The organism is Pseudomonas sp. B21-051, assembly GCF_024748795.1.
Lineage (GTDB): Bacteria > Pseudomonadota > Gammaproteobacteria > Pseudomonadales > Pseudomonadaceae > Aquipseudomonas > Aquipseudomonas putida_A.
Window position 1 is genome coordinate 3261880 of sequence record NZ_CP087166.1, and the last position, 18640, is coordinate 3280519.

Consider the following 18640-nt stretch of genomic DNA (forward strand, 5'->3'; position numbering starts at 1 on the left):
CTCAGGCCGGTACGGAGTGGTTGGCGTGATGGCCGCGCTGATGCGCCGCTTCGCTGGACTGGCCCTCGCCGTGCATCTCCGCCAGACGGGTGATGAACTCGTCGACGAACACGCGCATGTCGGCGCTGACTTCCTTGTTGCGGGTGATCAGGCGGTTGTAGCCAAACAGCGCCGGGATCGCGACGAACAGGCCCATGGCGGTAGCGAGCAACGCAGCGGCCATGCCCGGCGCAATGGCGTTGATGTTGACGTCGCCGGCCATCGCGGTGCCGAGGAACACCACCATGATCCCCAGCACGGTGCCGAGCAGGCCGATGTACGGGCCGCCGGCGATGGCGTTGGACAGGGTCGAGAGTTTCGAGCTGAGCGCCTGGTTTTCGCGAGTGCGTACGCCGTCCATCGAGCAGCGGATCGCTTCAATGGTTGCAGCGGACACCGAAGAGGTATCGGCGCCCTGCTCGCGGCGAGTACGGATTTCCTTGACCGCCACCGCGTACAGGCGCCACAGCGGCGAGTGCTGCAGACGCTGGGCGAGTTGCGCGTCGTCGGCGAACATTTCCAGACGGGTACCGACCTTGGCGAACTGCTCGCGGAAGTCCTCGTTGGCCTTGCTCACGCGGCTGAGGGTGCGGTTCTTGCGCAGCATGATGATCCACGACTGGAACATCATCAGCACCAGCACGGCGATGATCACCCAGGCGTCCACCGGTACCGCGTTGAGCAGGAAACCGAGGCTGCCGAAACCGAAACCGGACTGTTCTTCGTCAACGCCGTAGGCCACCAGTTTCGACTCGGCGCCTTGGGAGGTCGCATCAGCCAGCAGCAATGGTGCCGGGCGCGCGACTTTCGACAGGCGCAGTTCGTCGATGGCGCCCACGAACGGCTGGTATGGGCCTGCGGCCAGATCGCCGCCAACCGCCATCACCGAATTGAACGCCGGCATCGCCTGAGCGAGGGTCGCACTCTCACGACCGTTGATGTACAGGCTGACTTTCGAACCTTCCGCGGTCAGCGCGACATGCTGCCATTGCCCCGGATTCAGCGGTTGAGAGGCCACGGCGCGCTGGCCGTCGATCTCCACAAACGGCACACCTTGATTGACCCCGACCAGCAGGCTGTTGGCGCCTTCGCGGCGGGCAAGGATCAGTTGCTCGCCATTGGCCTGATCCAGACGCAGCCAGGCGCTGAAGGTGAACGCACTGCCGGCGCTGTGCTGCAACGACGGACTGGCCGGCAGTAGCAACGGCTGACCGCTGAACTGCAAGGCGCGCCCGACCACGCCGTCAATCGCCGCGCCGGTGGCGCTTTGTGCGGTGTTGCCGTAAGCGGTGGTGTCCTTGGCCGGCGTGCCGGTGGCGCCGTCGAAGTGATAGAGCGCGGTGTAATTCGGATCGAAGGTCAGCTGGCCGTTGCCGGTGGCCGGAGCCTTCTGATTGCCGTAGTACATCCAGATGTCCTGACGCTGGCCGCCCTCGACATTCGGTACATCGACCCAGATCAGCGCCATGCCCATCAACGCGTCGAAGCTTTCGATCTGGTGGTTGAGCACGGTCTTGTCATCGGCGGCGACGAAGCGCAAATCCGCGCCGTCTTCCTTGACCCCGTCGAAGGTGAAATTGCCGGTGTGCAGGCGCACCAGCAGCGCAGTGCGGCCCAGGGCCTGATTGATTCCGGCGCCCTGCGGCGTGGTGTCGACGGCGATCTGTTTGCGGTAATGCCAGTCGTCCTGCCACCAGGCCTGCGCCGTGGCCGGGAGCACGAAGCCCAGGCAGATCAACAACGAAAGAATGAGGCGCTGCATGAACGTGCTCCTTTAAAAAGTGGCTTGAAGGTTGAAGTGCAGGCGCGATTCCTGCTTCGAGGTGTTCGGCCCTTCGAGTAGCGGGTAGCCCCAGTCGAGGCTGCCGGACAGCCATTTGCTCAGGCTGGCGCGGGTGCCGAGACCGACACTGGCCAGGGCGTAACTGGCGTCCTGGTCCGGCAGCTCGTCGCGCAGATACAGTTGCGCGCCTTCGGCAAAGGCGTAGAAGCGCCATTCCTGCATCCAGCTGCCGGCGTATTTCGCCAGCGACGGCGTGCGCAGTTCCTGACTGAGCAGCACGCCGTCATCGCCGGTGCGCTCAGCCGCGAGATAACCGCGCACCGAGGTCGCGCCGCCAGCAGAAAACTGTTCGTTGGAAACCAGCGGCCCTGACGCCAATTGGAAAGCGCCTTTGCTCGCGCTTTGCCAGTCGTTGTCGAAGGTCCAGGTGAAGTTGCTGTCACCCTTGACCACGGCGAAACTCGGATTGGCGCGGTAGCGTTTGTAGTCGAAGTCTTCGTCGGAACTGCCGTAGCCGAAGATGCTGCGGGTGGCCGCGACCAGACTCAGGCCGAGGCCGAGCTGACTCTTTTCGGTGTAGCGGAAGCCGTTGTAGGCGAAGGTGAACGGCGCGTATTTCAGCGGCACCTTGTCGCTCTCGCCGGACAGGGTCAGACGCTCGTCGAAGTCCTTGAAGTCGATACCGGCCGACAGCGAGTTCGACCAGTTACCACTGGACGGCAACGTGTAGATCGCCGATACGCCGTAGGAGTGACCCTTGCCCAGCACGTTGCTGCCGCCGATGGTGGCGACGTTACTGTCGGACTGATAACCGGAGAACTGCACGCTCCAGCGCTCGCTCAGCGGCGCGGTGTAGGAAGCCGACCAGACCTTGGCGTTGTCGGTGTCCTGCGGTGCGGTGAAGTACGTCAGGTTGATGCTGTGGCCGAGTTGCCAGAGGTTGTTGTAGCCGAGGCTGGTGACGGCGCGCAGCTTTTCGGTGTCGGCGCTGTAGTCGTTGTTGAGGCCGATGCTGCCGGTCCAGGGGTTCTGGTCTTCGACCTGCAAGTCTACGTCCATGGTGCCGGGGCGCTGACCTTCGCGCACCAGCGGCATGACCTGGCGGCCCGGGGTCTTGTTGAGCTGCGCCAGTTCGCCCTGAACCTTGGCGAAGTCCGGCACCTCGCCTTCTTTCAGCGCCGGGACGTTGTCGCGGATGTCCAGCGGCGAATAGTGTTTGGCCCCAACCACGCGCACCCGGCCGACCTTGGTTTCGCTGACTTGCAGGTAGACGATGCCGTCCGCTACCGCTTGCTCCGGCAACTCGACGAACACCGATTGGTAGCCGCGCTCCTGATAGGCCTTCTGCAACGCATCGCGGGCGCCTTCGATGTCAGTCATGGCTTTTTGCGGACCGAGAAACGGATACACCGCTTCTTCGATGGCCCGGGCGTCGAGCACGGTGTTGCCGCGCACGAAGTATTCGTTGACGTCCACCAGACGTTGCGGCGCGGCGCCTTGGGCAGCCTCTTCGGCGAATGCCGGTTGCGCGCCGGCCGTCACCAGCAGCCAGCCCCACAGCGCCAGCCGTGACGTGAAAATCTGATCCACACTACCCCCTGAATTCGCGATGACCTGTTGGCGCTGTTGCGCGCCTTGTGTGTTGCGTCAGTTGCTGACTGTCGAGGCACCGCTGTGCTTGCCGAGCCAGGTATGCAACAGCGCGAAGTTCAACGAGAACTCGGGCATTTGCAGCAAGGCACCGCAGAACACTTCGCCGATGATTTTCTGAATGAGCTGCACCGCACGCGGGTTGTTGAGCAGCGTGGCGATGTCGCGACTGAGGACGTTGAAGCTCCAGACTTTCTGGTTCAGGCCAAGACCGACGAACCAGCGGAACAGCAGGTTGTAATTGAGTTGCTCATACAGTTGCTGCTCGCTGGGCACCGAATACAGCAGTTGCAGGAGCAGGATGTGCATGACGGTTTGCGCGGGGATGAGCATGCCGGGCTCGGCATTGAGTTCGTGCAACAGGCCTTGATGGGCGTCGAGCAAGTCGTCGATCTGCGGGCGCAGCAACACCAGCGAATGGCCGGGCGGAATGTAGCTGGAGACCTCTTTCAAGGCGCCCTGCCAGTCATCCTGCGACACGATCCAGACCCACGGCGCGCCGTAGCGATACACCGACACCGGCTTCTTGCGCGCGGCTTCGACGATCTTCGACAGGCGCTGATCGAGTTCCTGCATGCCCACTTTCGAGTAGCGTTCCATAGTCCCCATTGCCTCACTCCCGGCGTCCCGCCTCGGCTTGTGAAAAGCGCCCCGATGGGCCCCTCAAGCGCGTTACATAGGCATGACCGGACTGACTATGTGCTACCGAACTTTTGTCATGAAAGCTTCATTAATGAATTGGCGCAGAACCCGCAGGCGTAAAAAACCGTGGGATCGAACCTGTTCGCTCCCACGGTTCTGGATGATGCAGAAAAATGCAGATCAGTTTTTCAGATCGAATTTGCCATCGGTGATGCTCAGTGTTGTTGGCCCTTGTGAATCACTGTCAGGATCGGCGGTCATTTCAAAGTTGAACGTTCCCGTAACGGCCACAGCCCCCCCTGCACTCGTGGCAGTCAGAGAGCCAGATTTCCCTGTAAATCGAAAGGTGTAATCGTCATTAAAAAAAACATACTTGATTGAGGAAAGTTCGGAAAAATCGAACTTGTTCGTGCCCTCCCGCTTCGGAAAACCCAGATCGAACATTTCACGGTTTTTGCCAACTACTCTTTGCGCCCGCACTTTGTACAGTGAGCTCTCCTCTTTCAGGTCGAGCGCATTCGCCTGCGTCGTCTTCCAGACATCACTTGTGAATTCAAATGTTCCCATAGTCGCCATTTCCATCACCTATCCATAAAAGGGATTTATGAACAACGCCTAAAGGTAATCCTCGCCCCTTCAACCACGACGCCATGAAACCGATTATTGCGCGCACCGCAAACGCACCGTCTACTGTCAGACCTGACAGTGGACGGCCTCTGATATCGGTCGCACGCTGCATGATTTGGCCTTCAGCTGTACACCGGCCAGGTGTCGACGATCTTGCCGCCACGCACGGCCAGCAGATCACCGAATTGCAGGAGCACCGCCTCGGTCTGGGTCGGGCGCAGGAACACTTGATCCTCGACGGTCAGGCCCACGGCGTTGGAACCGTTGACCATCTCCTGATTCGAGCTGCGCCCGTACACCCCATTGCTCTGCAACCCCGGCGGTGATTCGAACTCGGCCATCCAGTTGCCGCCATAGATGAAAAATGTCTGGCGCTGATTGGCATCCCACCACGAGAACAACTTCGACTTGTCATCCAGCGCCGGGATGTTCACCGCGCCCGTGCTCTTCAGCACCGGGGTAGCGATGTAGGTCGCGGGCACGTGGTCAACCAGCGATGGCAAGTCGTAATGCGTCGGCTTGAGCATCGCCGTACCTACCGAAACCTCGGTGCTCAGCGTCTCGTTCTCATGGATGCGGTAACTCGGGCTGCCAGCGGTGTTCAGGCACAGGTGGTCATTCCACAACGCCGGATACTGCAGGCGGGTGAAATCGACGCAGCGCTGATAAATCACCATCACCTTGGCGAACAGTTCCTCGGGCGAACCGAGAATCCCCGGCACGCCCATGCCCACGAACGGGTCGTAGCCCATGAACCCGGCGAACTGCAGATGCTGTGGATTGGCGCTGATCAGCGTGAGCATCTGCCCCAACACATTCACATCACTGACCCCGCCGCGATGCAGGCCGACATCCAGTTCGATGTTGATGCGCATCCGCGTGCCCAGCCCTTGCGCCAACGCCAGGTATTGCTGCAGCCGTGCAGGCCCGTCGAGCAACCATTGCAGTTGCCTGGACGGATCGAACGGGCCTGTGTGGGTTTGATAGAAAAGCGCAGCCGAACGCACCGGCAACGGCTTGCCGAGCAGGATGTCGGACTGCGGAAACGCTACAGCATCGTGATTGAGAAACGGCTGATGAAACGACATGAGTTTTTGCGCCCCGGCCCGCTGCGCGATGTAGCTCAACAGCCCCGGAGACGGCAGCGATTTCTCCACCAGACGCAATTGCTTGCCGCCGCGCTTGACCGACTGCATCACCACGTCGATGTTGTGATCGAGGCGATCCAGATCGATCAGCAGCACCGGGCGCATCGGGCCCTGGTCTTTCAGTTCGTTATTCAGCGCGCGGAAATACTCGCTGTACGGCGCACCGCGATCACCCGGTCGCAGCCAGGCGCCTACGCCCATTAACAAAGCGCCGACACCCAGCGTACCGAGGAGAAAATTGCGTCGATTGACCGCCATCAGCTCACCCCCAGAATCGACGACAGATGCGCGTTGAGAAAGCGTCCGCTCGGGTCCAGCGCCTGACGTACGTCGACAAACTCGCGCCAGCGCGGGTACAGCGGCTGCAGATTCTTCGCGTTGAGCGTGTGCAATTTGCCCCAGTGCGGGCGGCCGTTGTACTTCCAGAAGATCGGCTCGACCGCGGCGAAGAAGTTGTGATGATCCATCTGGTAATGCTGGTGCACCGAGATCGAACAGCTGTCGCGGCCCTCAAACATGCTCAGCGGAATGTCGTCGGCCTTGACGTAGCGGTACTCGATGGGAAACCAGGTGCGCAGGTCCTTGTCCTGAATCAGCTTGAGGATTTCACGCAGACAGGCCGGGCCGTGTTCGGCGGGCACCGAGTATTCCATCTCGTTGAAGCGCACGGTGCGCACGTTGGCGTAGATGTCGAACGAGTCGCCGACCCGATCATCGAAACTCGCCATATGCCGCAGGCTGTTGAGCAGCGTGCGGCGCAGCTCGGGGAAGTCGCTGCCGTACTTGTCGATCTTCTCGATCAGGGTCACGAACTCGTTGCCGCCCTCCTCTTCGGGCGGGATCGGCGGCGTGGCCGGGTCGCTGGTTTCGTTGAGGGCGATGGACAGCGCGTAGTCGGAATGGGTGACCACGAGCATTTCCCAGTGCTGGTTTTCCCGGGTGTTCTTGTCGAGGTCTTCCAGCAGCTCTTCGGTCTTGGCGATCCACTGGCGTTCGCGCAGGCGGTAGGCCGGGCGATTTTGCAGACGGATTTTCGTCGCCACGCCCAGTGCCCCGAGGGACACCCGCGCGGCGTTGAACACTTCTGGATGACGCTGGCTGTCGCAGTCCAGCACCTCGCCATTGGCCGTTACCAGTTGCAGGCCGCAGACATGCGCCGAGTACGACTGAAAGGTTTTGCCGGTGCCGTGGGTCGAGGTGGAAATTGCCCCGGCGAGAGTCTGGTAATCGATATCGGCCATGTTCTGCAGGGCCTGGCCGACGTCCTTCAGCGGCACGCCCATGCGCGACATTGGCGTGCCGGCGCCGAATTCCGCCTGCAGGGTGTTCGGATCGTGGTCGAGCAGCCCGGTGAAGTAGCTCAGCGACAGCAACGTGCCGTCGGTGGGCACCAGTGCGCTGAACGAATGCGCCGAACCGACCGGGCGGATTTTGCCTTGGGCCTGACGAATCGCAGCGCGTAGTTCATCAAGATTCTTCGGCGCCAGCCGCGCCGCCGGCAGGCAACTCTGCCCGCCCGACCAGTTGCGCCAGGGAATCAGCCGCGGTGCGCGCATCAATTGTCCCAGCGCGGGATTGGCCGCCAATGCGCTGAACGCGCCGACGATGCTTGCCCGTTGCAACAACTGACGCCGTGTCAGATCCATGCTCATTCGCGCGCCCTTATTGTGGGAGGGGCTGATCGGCCATGAAGCCGATCAGTTGCAGGAATTGCTCTTCGGTGCACTCGACGCACTGGCCCATCGGCGGCATGCCGTTGTAGCCGTTGATGGCGTGGTCGAGCAGCGTGTCGGCACCCTGGCGAATGCGCGGCTCCCAGGCTTTACGGTCACCGGTCAATGGTGCGTTGGCTGCGGGATTGGCGTGACAGAGCTGGCAGCTGTTGGCGTAGATCTGCGCCAGGGCCGGGTCGGAGGGGGTGGCGTTGTGAGTGGTCGCCGGCGGTGCGGATTTCTCGTCGCAGCCGTACAGCGTCATGAACAGCGCCAGCAGTAAAGTGAGTGGAATTGCCCGCATAACGATCCTCGAGGGTGGCATCGCTGATTGTTGTGAGCACACCTTAAGGCAGGCACGGCAGCGGGTTGAGGGCATTGCGGGACAACGATGGGGCCAAACGGGGCCACACCATCCCTCTGTAGGAGCTGCCGCAGGCTGCGATCTTTTGATCTTGCTCCTCAAAAGCAAAGTCAAAAGATCGCAGCTTCGGCAGCTCCTACAGGGCTTGGCGTGACATTCGCGTGACATTGGCGGGTTTAAATCTCGGCGTATTCAGGCGTATAACCTGTAAAGACTTTTTGATCTGTATACGGACATCAACACGGGGTAGCGACATGACCACAGCAAACATCCTTGGCAATCTGTTCCCTTCTGTCAGCGACATCCCGGAAAAATACCGCCTCGACGCTCAGGTCGAGCAACGCGAATACCTCGTCGATGGCCAACTGCGTCGCTGGGACGGCCCGCTCGCCACCGTGCGCAGCCCGGTGTACCTGCACGGCGAGAACGGCGATGAACAAGTGATTCTCGGCAGCACTCCGCTGCTCGACGCCGACACCGCGCTCACCGCCCTCGACGCCGCCGTGCGTGCCTACGATCGCGGTCAGGGCCTGTGGCCGACCCTGCGCGTGGCCGAACGCATCCAGCACGTTGAAGCGTTCCTCGGCCGGATGCGCCAGCAGCGCGAAGCCGTGGTCAAGCTGCTGATGTGGGAGATCGGCAAGAACCTCAAGGACTCGGAAAAAGAGTTCGACCGCACCTGCGACTACATCGTCGACACCATCAACGCACTGAAAGAACTCGACCGCCGCTCCAGCCGTTTCGAGCTGGAACAGGACACTCTCGGCCAGATCCGCCGCGTGCCGCTCGGCGTGGCACTGTGCATGGGGCCTTACAACTATCCGCTGAACGAAACCTTCACCACGCTGATTCCGGCGCTGATCATGGGCAACACCGTGGTGTTCAAACCGGCCAAACTCGGCGTGCTGCTGATCCGCCCGCTGCTCGAAGCATTCCGCGACAGTTTCCCGACCGGCGTGATCAACGTGATCTACGGCAGCGGCCGCGAAACCGTCAGCGCGCTGATGGCCAGCGGCAAGATTGATATTTTCGCCTTCATCGGCACCAACAAGGCCGCCAGCGACCTGAAAAAACTGCATCCGAAACCACACCGCTTGCGCGCCGCGCTGGGCCTGGATGCGAAGAACCCCGGCATCGTCCTGCCGGAAGTCGATCTGGACAATGCGGTCAGCGAAGCGGTCACCGGTTCGCTGTCGTTCAACGGCCAGCGCTGCACCGCGCTGAAGATCCTGTTTGTGCATGAGGACGTGGTCGATGCCTTCATCGAAAAATTCAACGCCAAACTGGCCACCCTCAAGCCGGGCATGCCGTGGGACAGCGGCGTGGCGCTGACGCCGTTGCCGGAGTCGGGCAAGGTCGATTACCTGCACGGTCTGGTGGCCGACGCGCAGAGCAAGGGCGCACAAGTGGTCAACCCGAACGGTGGCGAGAGTCGCGAGTCGTTCTTCTACCCGGCCGTGCTGTACCCGGTGACGCCGCAGATGCGCGTGTACAACGAGGAGCAGTTCGGCCCGGTGGTGCCGATCGTGCCGTACCGTCACCTCGATACCGTGATCGATTACGTGCTGGAATCGGACTTCGGTCAGCAACTGAGCCTGTTCGGCACCAACCCGGTAGCGATCGGCCGACTGGTCGACACCTTCGCCAACCAGGTCGGGCGAATCAACCTCAATGCCCAGTGCCAGCGCGGCCCGGACACCTACCCGTTCAACGGGCGCAAGAACTCCGCCGAGGGCACGCTGTCGGTACACGATGCCCTGCGGGTGTTTTCGATCCGCACACTGGTGGCGACCAAGTTCCAGGACAGCAACAAGGACCTGATCAGCGAAATCATTCGCGGCCGCGATTCGAGCTTCCTGACCACCGACTACATCTTCTGACGAGGACCTTGCACTGAGCACATTCAGCACCCAACGACTGCCACCGCTGCTGCGGCGAATCCTGCGTCCGTTGCTGGACCCGTACCGCCGCTACCAGCACGCCCGACTGATTCACGCGGTGCGGGTAGCGCTGGGGCTGCTGGCGACCATCCTGCTGACCACCGGCATCAACCTGCCCCACGGCGAGTGGGCTTCGGTGACCATGCTGGTGGTGATCGGCGGCCTGCAACACCACGGCAACATCGGCAAGAAAGCCGCCGAACGCGCCACCGGCACCCTGATCGGTGCCGGCGTCGGTCTGCTGCTGGTAGCGCAACAGGCATGGCTGGGCCTGCCGTGGCTGACCTACTTTGCCATGGCGGTGGTCTGCGGGTTCTTCTCCTATCACGCCATCGGCAAGGGCGGGTACACCGCCCTGCTCTCGGCAATCACCGTATTCATTGTCGCCGGGCATGGCGACAACCCGATCACCGATGGCTTATGGCGCGGGGTCGACATTCTGATCGGCATCGCCCTGGCCCTGGCATTTTCCTTCGCCCTGCCGCTGTACGCCGTGTATTCGTGGCGCTACAACCTGGCCGATGCCTTGCGCGACTGCGCCACGTTGTACGGGCGGATCATCAGCGGCCAACCGGTGAGCGCCGATGAACATCTGAAGCTGATGGGCCGGGTGACCACGGTGATGGTGCAACTGCGCTCGCTGATGCCTTCGGTGTCCAAGGAAGTGAAAATCTCCATGACCGAACTGGATGCGATTCAACGCAACCTGCGGATGTGCGTCAGTACCCTGGAAATCCTCGGCAACACTCGCCCGGATGCCAACGACCCCGACGCCATGGCGCACCTGCAATCGGCACTGCGGGCCGAGCACCGGGTGATCCGCGTGCAACTGATCGGCATGGCCCGGGCTTTGAAGTCTGGCGCCACGCAACGCCTGCAGCGCCCCCTGGAATTGCCTGACGCGAGCCTCGACACACCGGTCTACAGCACGCTGGACGGTTACCGCTTGCTGACCCGACAACTGGCCGCGAACATTGGCGAGCTGCGCCAACGCCTGGCGATGACGGCGCCGCGCTGGAACATCTGAGCCTACGGAGTAGCCAGCCGTCGCGACTTCAGTCTCCAGCCCTGTTGCATCCCGGCGGCGGCCAGCAGAATCGCTGCCACCCCGATCCATTGCAGGATCTCCAGGCGATGGCCGAAGGCGAACCAGTCGACGAAAATCGCCGCAATCGGGTAGATGAAGGACAGCGCACCAGTCAGGGCAGTCGGCAGTTTCTGGATCGCGCCGTACAGCAGCACGTACATCAGGCCGGTGTGGACGATGCCCAGCGCCACCAGACTGGCCCAGGCGCCGTTGGTTTGCGGCAGGCCGTTGAAGTGCGCGAACGGCGCGAGCAACAGCACTCCGGTGCAGACCTGGATCAGCGCGATCAGATGCGGCGGCGTGCCGGTGAGGCGCTTGATGATCAGCGCCGCAATCGCGTAGAGCAACGCCGCGCCCAATGCGAGCGCAATACCCAGCAGGTATTCGCTACCGCCCTCGCCCTGCGTGCCATGGGCGCTAACGATTGCCAGCATGCCGAGAAAGGAAATCGCCAGCCAGAACAGCTTCTGCAAGGTAATTTTCTCGCCGAGAAACAGCGCCGCCAAACCAACCAGCATGAACGGCTGCACGTTATAGACCGCCGTGCCGATGGCGATCGAGGCCCGGGAATACGAGCCGAACAACAACACCCAGTTGCCGACAATCGCCACCCCGCTGACCACCGCGAGCAGAAACGTGGTGCGGGTCAGAATGCCCGGACGCAAGAAGCCGAACGCCGCGCAGATCAGCAGCAAGGTGCCGGCGCCGAACACGCAGCGCCAGAACACCACATCCAGCACCGGTTGCCCGGAGATCAGCACGAACCAGCCGATGGTCCCGGAAATCAGCATGGCGGTGGTCATTTCCAATGAACCGCGGCGGATTGTGTTGTCCATCATCGATCTCCCTAAGCGTTTGACGAAAGCGTGGCAAAAGTATGCCAAGCCGACACCCCACGCCTCCAGCGCAAAAAGCAGGCTAAACTCGACTTCTGCCTTTTTTATCGCGGGTGTTTTCCCTCAGATGCCTAATGCCGGAGTTACGCCATGACCGACGATATCGACCAGATCCTCATCAGCGCCTTGATGGAAGACTCACGCCGCTCGCTCAAGGCATTGGCGCAGATCAGCGGCCTGTCGTCACCCAGCGTGGCCGAACGCCTGCGCCGGCTGGAGGAACGCGGCGTGCTCAAGGGCTATACCGTCGAGATCGACCCCAAATGCTTTGGTTATCAACTCCAGGCCATCGTCCGGGTACGTCCACTGCCGGGGCAACTGCAGGAAGTGGAACGGCAGATCCTGTCGATCCCGGAATTCACCGAGTGCGACAAGGTCACCGGCGAGGACTGCTTCATCGCTCGCTTGCACGTGCGCTCGATGGAACAGCTGGACACCCTGCTCGACCGCCTCAACACGCTGGCCGAAACCAACACCGCGATCGTCAAGAAAACCCCGGTCAAACGCCGTTTGCCGCCGATGGCGTGAATGCTTTTTGCGCCTGTTCGGCGTAGATTAAGATTTTTCCGGCGAAGGATTGGCGGTAATGAGAACTCAGGCAGTGATGCTGACGGTATTGATGCTCACCGGGTGCGGGACGGTACAGACCGTTGCGCTCAGCGACAATTTCTCCGTGAAACAGCTGAAAACCCAGAAAAGCTACTGCGGCGCTGTTCCGCGTATTTACAGCGGTGCAACCTACGACTTCTGCATGCTGCACGCCGAAAAACCGGATGACGTCGACGCGTTCAATTACAACAACGCCTCAATTGGCCTGGTGGTGGATGCAGCGGTTTCGGGTGTGCTGGACACATTCTTGCTGCCCTACACGATTTACAAGCAACAGGCCGATGGCAGCATGGTGATCAACTGATCCGCTTTTCGCAGACAACAAAAAACCCGCCGAAGCGGGTTTTTCGTTATTTCACAACAGCGATCAGTCGTCGCGGCTCATGATGCCGAAGATCTGCAACAAGCTGATGAACAGGTTGTAGATCGATACATACAGGCTGATGGTTGCCATGATGTAGTTGCGCTCGCCACCGTGGATGATCGCGCTGGTCTGGAACAGAATGCACACCGACGAGAACAGCACGAAACCGGCGCTGATCGCCAGTTGCAGGCCGCTGATCTGGAAGAACATGCTCGCCAGCGTTGCACCCAGCAACACGAAGAAACCGGCGGTGATGAAACCACCGAGGAAGCTCATGTCCTTGCGAGTGATCAGCACGTAGGCCGACAAACCACCGAACACCAGCGCAGTCATGGCGAATGCCGAACTGACCACTTCAGCGCCGCCCTGCATGCCCAGGTAACGGTTGAGGATCGGGCCGAGCAGGAAACCCATGAAACCGGTCAGCGCAAAGGCGGACACCAGGCCCCAAGCGGAATCACGGAGTTTGTTGGTGAGGAAGAACAGCCCGTAGAAACCGATCAGCACCACGAAAATGTTCGGGTAGCCGACACGCATCTGCTGCGCCACAAACGCCATCACACCGCTGAATGCGAGGGTGAGCGCCAGTAGACCGTAAGTGTTGCGCAGGACGCGGCTAACCTCTAGCTGCTCAGCCTGCACGCTGTTGTGAACTGCGTAATCCTGTTCGCGCATGGCGACACTCCTGTTGGTTTGAAACGTTCAGTGGCAAAGATCATAACAGACGCTCTGTAACAAGCCATGCACAGAGTTTGACAGTGTGTTTCATTCAGGTATTATGGCGCCCGCAACGCAAACGGAGGTGTGGCCGAGTGGTTTAAGGCAACGGTCTTGAAAACCGTCGACTGTAACAGGTCCATGAGTTCGAATCCCATCGCCTCCGCCATCTTATGTACGACAAAGCCCTGATTTTTCAGGGCTTTGTCGTTTCTGGCGCTTACGAAAATTTCTGCCTTTCGGTATGTGTTCCATAACTTTTGTGGACGCGTTCCATAACTCCGACCGATTTTCCCCCTCTCCGGCGTCCTGCCAATCGTTAAAACACTCGTCATGTAACACGGTGCTACGCTGATTCCTTGGCTGCCAAGGAAACCAAAATGCCCAACTCCGACCTGCTCCCTTCCCTGCTCTTCAAGATCAACGAAAACCAACTCGCACTCGAAGCCGCCATCATGGAACTGTCCAACTGAGTCGAGCAGCGCGGATCGGCTGATGTCGCCGAGAACGTGCGCGGAGCACTCTGGACGATCGACAAAAACGAGGAGTTCATCAAAATGACCTTGGCCGTTTTGATGGCACCCGAGTGACCGCTATCGGCCATAAGCTGCCGTTGCAAAGCCAGCACTGCTATCGGATCTGGAGTATGTTGCCGCCTCCATGCTTTCGCACCGTACAACCAATACCCTTGAGAATTCGATGCTGATCTCCACCCTTTCTAACGGCCAGCCCCTCACACCTTCGCTGCAAGACGAGCCCCTCGTGCCGTGGTGGAGTTATACCAAGACGGTGCTGGCCGCGACGGCCCTGACATTGGTACGCGACGGCCAACTCGACCTGGATACTGCGCTGCCTGGGAATGTCTTCACTTTGCGCCAGCTCCTGCGTCACGAGGCGGGCCTTGCCGACTATGGTGAGCTTCCCGAGTATCACGCTGCAGTTGCCAACCACGAACCAGCATGGCCAACGGAGGAAGTGATGCAGCGCCTCGATGGCCACCGGCTGAGATACAGGCCTGGAGTAGGTTGGAAATACTCGAACATTGGTTTCATGCTTGTAGCCAAGCTCATCGAACGCGTTCTGGATTTGCCCCTTGAAGAAGCCGTTAGTCGCCAGGTTTTACTTCCGCTCGGCATTTCGGCGGTTCGCTTTGCGACAGAGCGTTCAGAACTACAAGGGGAGTACCCCGGCAATGCGTTGAACTACGACCCCCACTGGGTCTATCACGGCTTGTTGATCGGTCCTATTTCGCAGGCTGCCCTTTTTCTGGATCGCTTGCTTGCCGGTGCGCTTCTTCCTTCCAACCTGCTTGAGGAAATGCAATCGACCCGAATGCTGGGTGGCCCCCTTTCCGGCCGTCCCTGGGTCACGCCCGGGTACGCTCTGGGTTTGATGCGAGGCTCAATCGAGGGTGGCCTGACCCTAGCTGGGCATACCGGGCGTGGGCCCGGCAGCGTGGTGGCAGTCTATCGATGCGCGGTTGGAGACACCGCCGCGTGCTGCGCAGTTTTCTCGCCGGATTCAGATGAGGGAGGCATCGAAGCGCTGGTCGTTCAGCAAATCCGTGAAGCACTGGCAACGGTTCTCTGAAGCTTTGCAGGTTGTCGTTGCACAGCAACGACAGTCGCTGCGTGTCGCTAGCAGCCCTGTTGGTGGCTGCTTCTGGCCGAAAGCCGCCGCCCGAGTAATCCAAATCAGACGGCTTCGACCCGCATGGTTAAACCTCTCCAGCAACACGCACTTCGATTCCAGTAATTCCAACCAGGCTGGCCTGCTCTAGAATTTCTACAGCAGTCGAATCGGCTGTCGGCATGATCAAGCTGTTCTCGCCATCTCCAAAATGTAGCTCTAGGAGATGCATAGCAGCATCGTGAACGGCAAGCTCAGACTGGTTCAGCTCAATCTCTTGTGTACGGGACTCGCCGTTGAACAGGTATTGGATCGTGTAGTTGCGCATGAATAGCCCTTGATGAGTGGAGACCTATAGCTGACCTGACTTTCCAGTCAGCTTTTAGTTCAAGTAGACGACTGGCGCGCAACTCGTCGCCTCACCCTCGCCCACCTGTCTCGCCTCAATTACTGTACATTCATACAGCACATGTACAGCGAATCACACCGCATGAATTTCGACCAAGCCAAATCCCTACGGCTCCAGCGATGGCGCACGACTCTCGACGACCAGGACTTTCGAATGCAAAACCCCGAGGGGCACCGGGAAACGCTTCATCAAATGGCGGCCGACCTGCATACAGAGGGACTGATCGATCAGCTTGAGCAGTTCGATATGAACGAGATGGCAAACGCTGCCTACTGGCATTCTGTCGAGGAGCTGCAAAACTCGCCGGGGCAGTACCGAGGAGCGTCTACCTACGATGTCGTTCAGATCGACACCGGAAGGCTGCTTGGCAAAATCAACCGGTCGATCTTCAACTTCGAAAGCGACGAACCACGCGGCGCCTCCTTTACCTACGACGGCAAGGTTTACTCTGGCGCAGACGGTGTGCGGCTGACCTTGGGGCTTTCCCGGAAGATTGGGACAATCTCAGGCCTGATGCTGGAATTTAACGGGCGCCTGTATCAACTGGTTGAAACCGAACGAGTCGTTCGCGGTGTTGATTACAAGCCAATGGATGATCCAGACGCTTACCGCGCTCTGGTTGATGTTGCGCAAGTCGCCCAGGAAGAGCGCGACCTACACGCCTTTGAAAAGGTGCGCCCTCACATCGAGTCGGCGGCTTTCTGTATGTGCCCCACCTGCCGCGATCGGTTTGGCGCCCGGGACGACTGCCCGACCTGCGCCGGAAAAGGTTTTGTGACGAAGCCGGCGCCTGGCCGGACAGGCAGGCGCAAAGTCGATTGAGGGTTACTGGATTGGAAAGCGATAAAGGTTATTCTCCAGTTTCGCGAGCCTTTTCTCATCGAGTCGCCCCATCGCCCAGACCCCCTTCAGAAAACCAAAGGTTCGTTGCTGCCAACCGGGGTCATTTTTCAAAGCGAGGTCTTTTAATACTGCGATGACTAAAAAAGCATTACTTGGGCATCCGCTCAACTCCGCCTCAATCATGAGAAAGAGCCCTTTTATCGAGCAGCTTTCGTGCATGGTCGAATCAAATGCTGGGCGCGCTTCATCTCCAACAGCTACATGAGTATTCAAGGCAGATCCCTTCCTTAAGAAAGCCCGAATTATTCGGAACGAGCGTGCAGATTAGGCAAGGTTACAGTTTGGTGAAAGGGGCAGATTGGCCAATATTCAACATGTCCCGACGACTGGTTATCAAAATTGCGCAACTCGCGCCGGAAAAGGTTTTTGTGACGAAGCTCGCGCCAGCGGGTCTACGCTGAAGGAACCATGCGAGGAACGGGCAATGTGTGGACGACTCTCCCAATACAGCGGCATTCACGACTTCGTGGCGGCGCTGAGTATGCCGAACGCCCTGATCAACCCCACCGGAGAGCAGCCTTTCGAGCGATACAACGCCGCGCCACCGCCCAGCTCGCCCTTTTTCACCAGGAAGGTTAATTCCTGCACGCGGACATGGTTCGGTGGGGATGGAGCCCCCAGTGGGCAAAAGACCGCGCCGCACCGATCAACGCAAGGGTCGAGAAAGTCGCCCACGGCCCGTTCTTCCGCGCGATCTGGCCGCACCGGGCGCTCATAGCGATCAACAACTGGTTCGAGTGGGTCGACGAAGGCGGCCCGAAGAAGCAGCCCTATCTGATCAGGCACGGGGACCAATCGCCGATCCTGTGTGCCGCCATTGGCCAATACCCGAATGAGGAACACGGCCCGGGCGAGCATGACGGTTTTGTGATCATCACCGCAGATAGCGCCGGTGGCATGGTCGATATCCATGACCGGCGGCCGGTGGCGTTATCGCCTGAGCTCGCCCGGGAATGGTTGGATCCGGCCACGCCGAAAGAACGCGCCGAACAGATGGTGCTGCACCAAGGCGAACCGACAGAGGTGTTCGAGTGGTTCAAGGTTGACCGGGCGGAGGGGAATGTCCGAAACCACGGCCCGGACCTGATCAAGCCGATCGATTGATCAACTGTGCGTCAGCGTTTTCAAGCGCTCCACCAGCGCGGCCTCAAAAATGATGTACAGCCTTTCAGCATCGCCGGCACGCAAAACCCCGCCGGTTTCCAGTCCAAGCACGAAGCCATCCGCACGGGCACCCGCCTTCACAGCGATGATCATCGAGTCTGCCCGGACAATCTGCGCTAGCAGCCGATCAGCTTCACGCTGCATCTTTTCGTTCAACACTACGCCTTCCACTTTCCTCACCCTGCATTCAATGCCAGATCCAACAATTTGTGTGATCAAGGCTACGCCGCCGATAACGGCACCTCAAGCCGCGCGCCAATGATCCTTCGCTATTGCAGCCATCAGGAACCTTTGATGTGAACGAATCCATTTTGTTTAGTATCAAAACGGGCAGTTTCAAAAGCGTTTAGCAGTCGCCAACTCGAAAAATCATGACCGGAGAACAATGCATGCCCCTCAGTGACACCATTGACAGAGCGTTGCTAAGCGCGGAGGAACGTTCCTCTATCGCTGAAATTGAAGCTACGACCAATATTCTGCAGCTCGTTACACGCATGACCGGGACACGCTTCGCGGCGATCGCGAAATTCACCGAGACTGACTGGATCGTCTGTTCCGCCTACGATCCAATCGAGCTTGGGATCAACTCCGGCGACACGCTGGAACTGGAAACCACACTGTGCAGTGAGTTTCGCAGAGATCCCCAAGTGCTTTTCGTGCCGCAGATAAGTCGCGACGGCAGGTTTTCCACACGCCCCGTGGTTAAGCAATATTTGATTGAAAGCTACGCAGGCGCGCCCATTTTCCTTCCTGACGGACAACTTTGGGGCGCGCTGTGTGCGTTGGACTCCAGAGCGGTGATTTTCGACGACCCGGATCTGGCGGACACGTTAGGCCTGTTCGCGAGACTGATCGGCTGTATCTTTTACGCGAATCTGACGGAGGCCGGCAGCGGCTACAGCAAGAACGTTTCAAGCGTTATCGGATAAACAAGAAACAGCCCTGAATATTCAGGGC

At 59.8% G+C, this 18640-nt stretch carries 19 protein-coding genes, 1 tRNA gene and 2 pseudogenes; 10 read left to right on the plus strand and 12 right to left on the minus strand.

All coding sequences use genetic code 11. The features are described from left to right. Position 1: 1 nt before the first annotated feature. The 7 genes from LOY52_RS14475 to LOY52_RS14505 form a co-directional block, all read right to left on the minus strand. A complete protein-coding gene (locus tag LOY52_RS14475) occupies positions 2–1801 on the minus strand; it encodes a DUF2341 domain-containing protein (RefSeq protein WP_258674559.1) in 1800 nt (599 codons plus the stop codon). Positions 1802–1813: 12 nt separating this feature from the next. Next, positions 1814–3412 (minus strand): ShlB/FhaC/HecB family hemolysin secretion/activation protein, encoded by a 1599-nt coding sequence (locus LOY52_RS14480; protein ID WP_258674561.1) that lies wholly within the window; start codon positions 3410–3412, stop codon positions 1814–1816. Between the two features lie 57 nt (positions 3413–3469). Continuing rightward, complete coding sequence (locus LOY52_RS14485) at positions 3470–4081, minus strand: transposase (protein WP_007969141.1); 612 nt, start codon at positions 4079–4081, stop codon at positions 3470–3472. Between the two features lie 213 nt (positions 4082–4294). Further along, the gene (locus tag LOY52_RS14490; protein WP_258674563.1) at positions 4295–4696 is read right to left on the minus strand and encodes a hypothetical protein; all 402 of its coding nucleotides are present in this window, start codon (positions 4694–4696) and stop codon (positions 4295–4297) included. Between the two features lie 167 nt (positions 4697–4863). After that, complete coding sequence (locus LOY52_RS14495; protein WP_258679872.1) at positions 4864–6072, minus strand: DSD1 family PLP-dependent enzyme; 1209 nt, start codon at positions 6070–6072, stop codon at positions 4864–4866. Between the two features lie 74 nt (positions 6073–6146). Then, the gene (locus LOY52_RS14500) at positions 6147–7475 is read right to left on the minus strand and encodes a D-arabinono-1,4-lactone oxidase (RefSeq protein WP_258679873.1); all 1329 of its coding nucleotides are present in this window, start codon (positions 7473–7475) and stop codon (positions 6147–6149) included. A 76-nt stretch (positions 7476–7551) separates the two neighbouring features. Further along, complete coding sequence (locus LOY52_RS14505; protein ID WP_258674565.1) at positions 7552–7905, minus strand: cytochrome c5 family protein; 354 nt, start codon at positions 7903–7905, stop codon at positions 7552–7554. Between the two features lie 314 nt (positions 7906–8219). On the opposite strand from LOY52_RS14505, the gene LOY52_RS14510 reads away from it, so the two are divergent. Together LOY52_RS14510 and LOY52_RS14515 are read left to right on the plus strand one after the other, a co-directional pair. Beyond that, a complete protein-coding gene (locus LOY52_RS14510; protein ID WP_258674566.1) occupies positions 8220–9845 on the plus strand; it encodes an NADP-dependent glyceraldehyde-3-phosphate dehydrogenase in 1626 nt (541 codons plus the stop codon). 46 nt (positions 9846–9891) lie between these two features. Beyond that, positions 9892–10932 (plus strand): FUSC family protein, encoded by a 1041-nt coding sequence (locus LOY52_RS14515; RefSeq protein ID WP_258679874.1) that lies wholly within the window; start codon positions 9892–9894, stop codon positions 10930–10932. A gap of 2 nt (positions 10933–10934) precedes the next feature. Here the strand turns inward: LOY52_RS14515 and LOY52_RS14520 are convergent, their stop codons facing one another. Next, the gene (locus tag LOY52_RS14520) at positions 10935–11828 is read right to left on the minus strand and encodes a DMT family transporter (protein WP_258674568.1); all 894 of its coding nucleotides are present in this window, start codon (positions 11826–11828) and stop codon (positions 10935–10937) included. A gap of 150 nt (positions 11829–11978) precedes the next feature. Here LOY52_RS14520 and LOY52_RS14525 point away from each other — a divergent pair, with 150 nt between their 5' ends. Further along, the gene (locus LOY52_RS14525; protein ID WP_007915449.1) at positions 11979–12416 is read left to right on the plus strand and encodes an Lrp/AsnC family transcriptional regulator; all 438 of its coding nucleotides are present in this window, start codon (positions 11979–11981) and stop codon (positions 12414–12416) included. A 58-nt stretch (positions 12417–12474) separates the two neighbouring features. After that, positions 12475–12801 (plus strand): YceK/YidQ family lipoprotein, encoded by a 327-nt coding sequence (locus tag LOY52_RS14530; protein ID WP_258674570.1) that lies wholly within the window; start codon positions 12475–12477, stop codon positions 12799–12801. Positions 12802–12864: 63 nt separating this feature from the next. Here the strand turns inward: LOY52_RS14530 and LOY52_RS14535 are convergent, their stop codons facing one another. Beyond that, positions 12865–13536 carry a Bax inhibitor-1/YccA family protein gene (locus LOY52_RS14535; RefSeq protein ID WP_027613775.1) on the minus strand — a complete coding sequence of 224 codons (672 nt, stop codon included), beginning with the start codon at positions 13534–13536 and terminating at the stop codon, positions 12865–12867. Positions 13537–13659: 123 nt separating this feature from the next. Between LOY52_RS14535 and LOY52_RS14540 the strand changes: the two genes are divergently transcribed. The 3 genes and pseudogenes from LOY52_RS14540 to LOY52_RS14550 all read left to right on the plus strand — a co-directional run bounded on the left by LOY52_RS14540 (position 13660) and on the right by LOY52_RS14550 (position 15168). Next, positions 13660–13747 (plus strand) — tRNA-Ser (locus tag LOY52_RS14540). Positions 13748–13958: 211 nt separating this feature from the next. Continuing rightward, positions 13959–14168: pseudogene (locus LOY52_RS14545) on the plus strand (hypothetical protein). Between the two features lie 109 nt (positions 14169–14277). Then, entirely contained in the window at positions 14278–15168 is an 891-nt protein-coding gene (locus LOY52_RS14550; RefSeq protein WP_258674572.1) for a serine hydrolase, read from the plus strand. A 127-nt stretch (positions 15169–15295) separates the two neighbouring features. Here LOY52_RS14550 and LOY52_RS14555 read toward each other — a convergent pair whose 3' ends face one another. Beyond that, positions 15296–15535, minus strand: coding sequence for a hypothetical protein (locus LOY52_RS14555; protein WP_258674574.1), 240 nt, complete (start codon positions 15533–15535; stop codon positions 15296–15298). A gap of 162 nt (positions 15536–15697) precedes the next feature. On the opposite strand from LOY52_RS14555, the gene LOY52_RS14560 reads away from it, so the two are divergent. After that, entirely contained in the window at positions 15698–16438 is a 741-nt protein-coding gene (locus LOY52_RS14560) for a hypothetical protein (protein ID WP_258674575.1), read from the plus strand. A 3-nt stretch (positions 16439–16441) separates the two neighbouring features. On the opposite strand, the gene LOY52_RS14565 is transcribed toward LOY52_RS14560, so the two are convergent. Then, positions 16442–16732, minus strand: a complete 291-nt coding sequence (locus LOY52_RS14565) for a hypothetical protein (RefSeq protein WP_258674577.1) — start codon at positions 16730–16732, stop codon at positions 16442–16444. A gap of 211 nt (positions 16733–16943) precedes the next feature. Between LOY52_RS14565 and LOY52_RS14570 the strand changes: the two are divergent. Further along, positions 16944–17623: pseudogene (locus LOY52_RS14570) on the plus strand (SOS response-associated peptidase family protein). Here LOY52_RS14570 and LOY52_RS14575 read toward each other — a convergent pair. Next, on the minus strand, positions 17624–17854 hold the full coding sequence (locus LOY52_RS14575) for a hypothetical protein (protein ID WP_258674579.1): 231 nt from the start codon (positions 17852–17854) through the stop codon (positions 17624–17626). A gap of 218 nt (positions 17855–18072) precedes the next feature. Between LOY52_RS14575 and LOY52_RS14580 the strand changes: the two genes are divergently transcribed. Next, positions 18073–18612 carry a GAF domain-containing protein gene (locus LOY52_RS14580; RefSeq protein ID WP_027613840.1) on the plus strand — a complete coding sequence of 180 codons (540 nt, stop codon included), beginning with the start codon at positions 18073–18075 and terminating at the stop codon, positions 18610–18612. Positions 18613–18640: the final 28 nt, after the last annotated feature.

What these genes read in the sequence shown, in the direction of transcription:
- LOY52_RS14490 (WP_258674563.1), bottom strand. Translation starts at nt 4,696, where the DNA reads ATGGAAATGGCGACTATGGGAACATTTGAATTCACAAGTGATGTCTGG.
- LOY52_RS14505 (WP_258674565.1), bottom strand. Translation starts at nt 7,905, where the DNA reads ATGCGGGCAATTCCACTCACTTTACTGCTGGCGCTGTTCATGACGCTG.
- LOY52_RS14580 (WP_027613840.1), top strand. Translation starts at nt 18,073, where the DNA reads ATGCCCCTCAGTGACACCATTGACAGAGCGTTGCTAAGCGCGGAGGAA.
- LOY52_RS14555 (WP_258674574.1), bottom strand. Translation starts at nt 15,535, where the DNA reads ATGCGCAACTACACGATCCAATACCTGTTCAACGGCGAGTCCCGTACA.
- LOY52_RS14520 (WP_258674568.1), bottom strand. Translation starts at nt 11,828, where the DNA reads ATGGACAACACAATCCGCCGCGGTTCATTGGAAATGACCACCGCCATG.
- LOY52_RS14475 (WP_258674559.1), bottom strand. Translation starts at nt 1,801, where the DNA reads ATGCAGCGCCTCATTCTTTCGTTGTTGATCTGCCTGGGCTTCGTGCTC.
- LOY52_RS14560 (WP_258674575.1), top strand. Translation starts at nt 15,698, where the DNA reads ATGAATTTCGACCAAGCCAAATCCCTACGGCTCCAGCGATGGCGCACG.
- LOY52_RS14550 (WP_258674572.1), top strand. Translation starts at nt 14,278, where the DNA reads ATGCTGATCTCCACCCTTTCTAACGGCCAGCCCCTCACACCTTCGCTG.
- LOY52_RS14535 (WP_027613775.1), bottom strand. Translation starts at nt 13,536, where the DNA reads ATGCGCGAACAGGATTACGCAGTTCACAACAGCGTGCAGGCTGAGCAG.
- LOY52_RS14525 (WP_007915449.1), top strand. Translation starts at nt 11,979, where the DNA reads ATGACCGACGATATCGACCAGATCCTCATCAGCGCCTTGATGGAAGAC.
- LOY52_RS14530 (WP_258674570.1), top strand. Translation starts at nt 12,475, where the DNA reads ATGAGAACTCAGGCAGTGATGCTGACGGTATTGATGCTCACCGGGTGC.
- LOY52_RS14510 (WP_258674566.1), top strand. Translation starts at nt 8,220, where the DNA reads ATGACCACAGCAAACATCCTTGGCAATCTGTTCCCTTCTGTCAGCGAC.
- LOY52_RS14485 (WP_007969141.1), bottom strand. Translation starts at nt 4,081, where the DNA reads ATGGGGACTATGGAACGCTACTCGAAAGTGGGCATGCAGGAACTCGAT.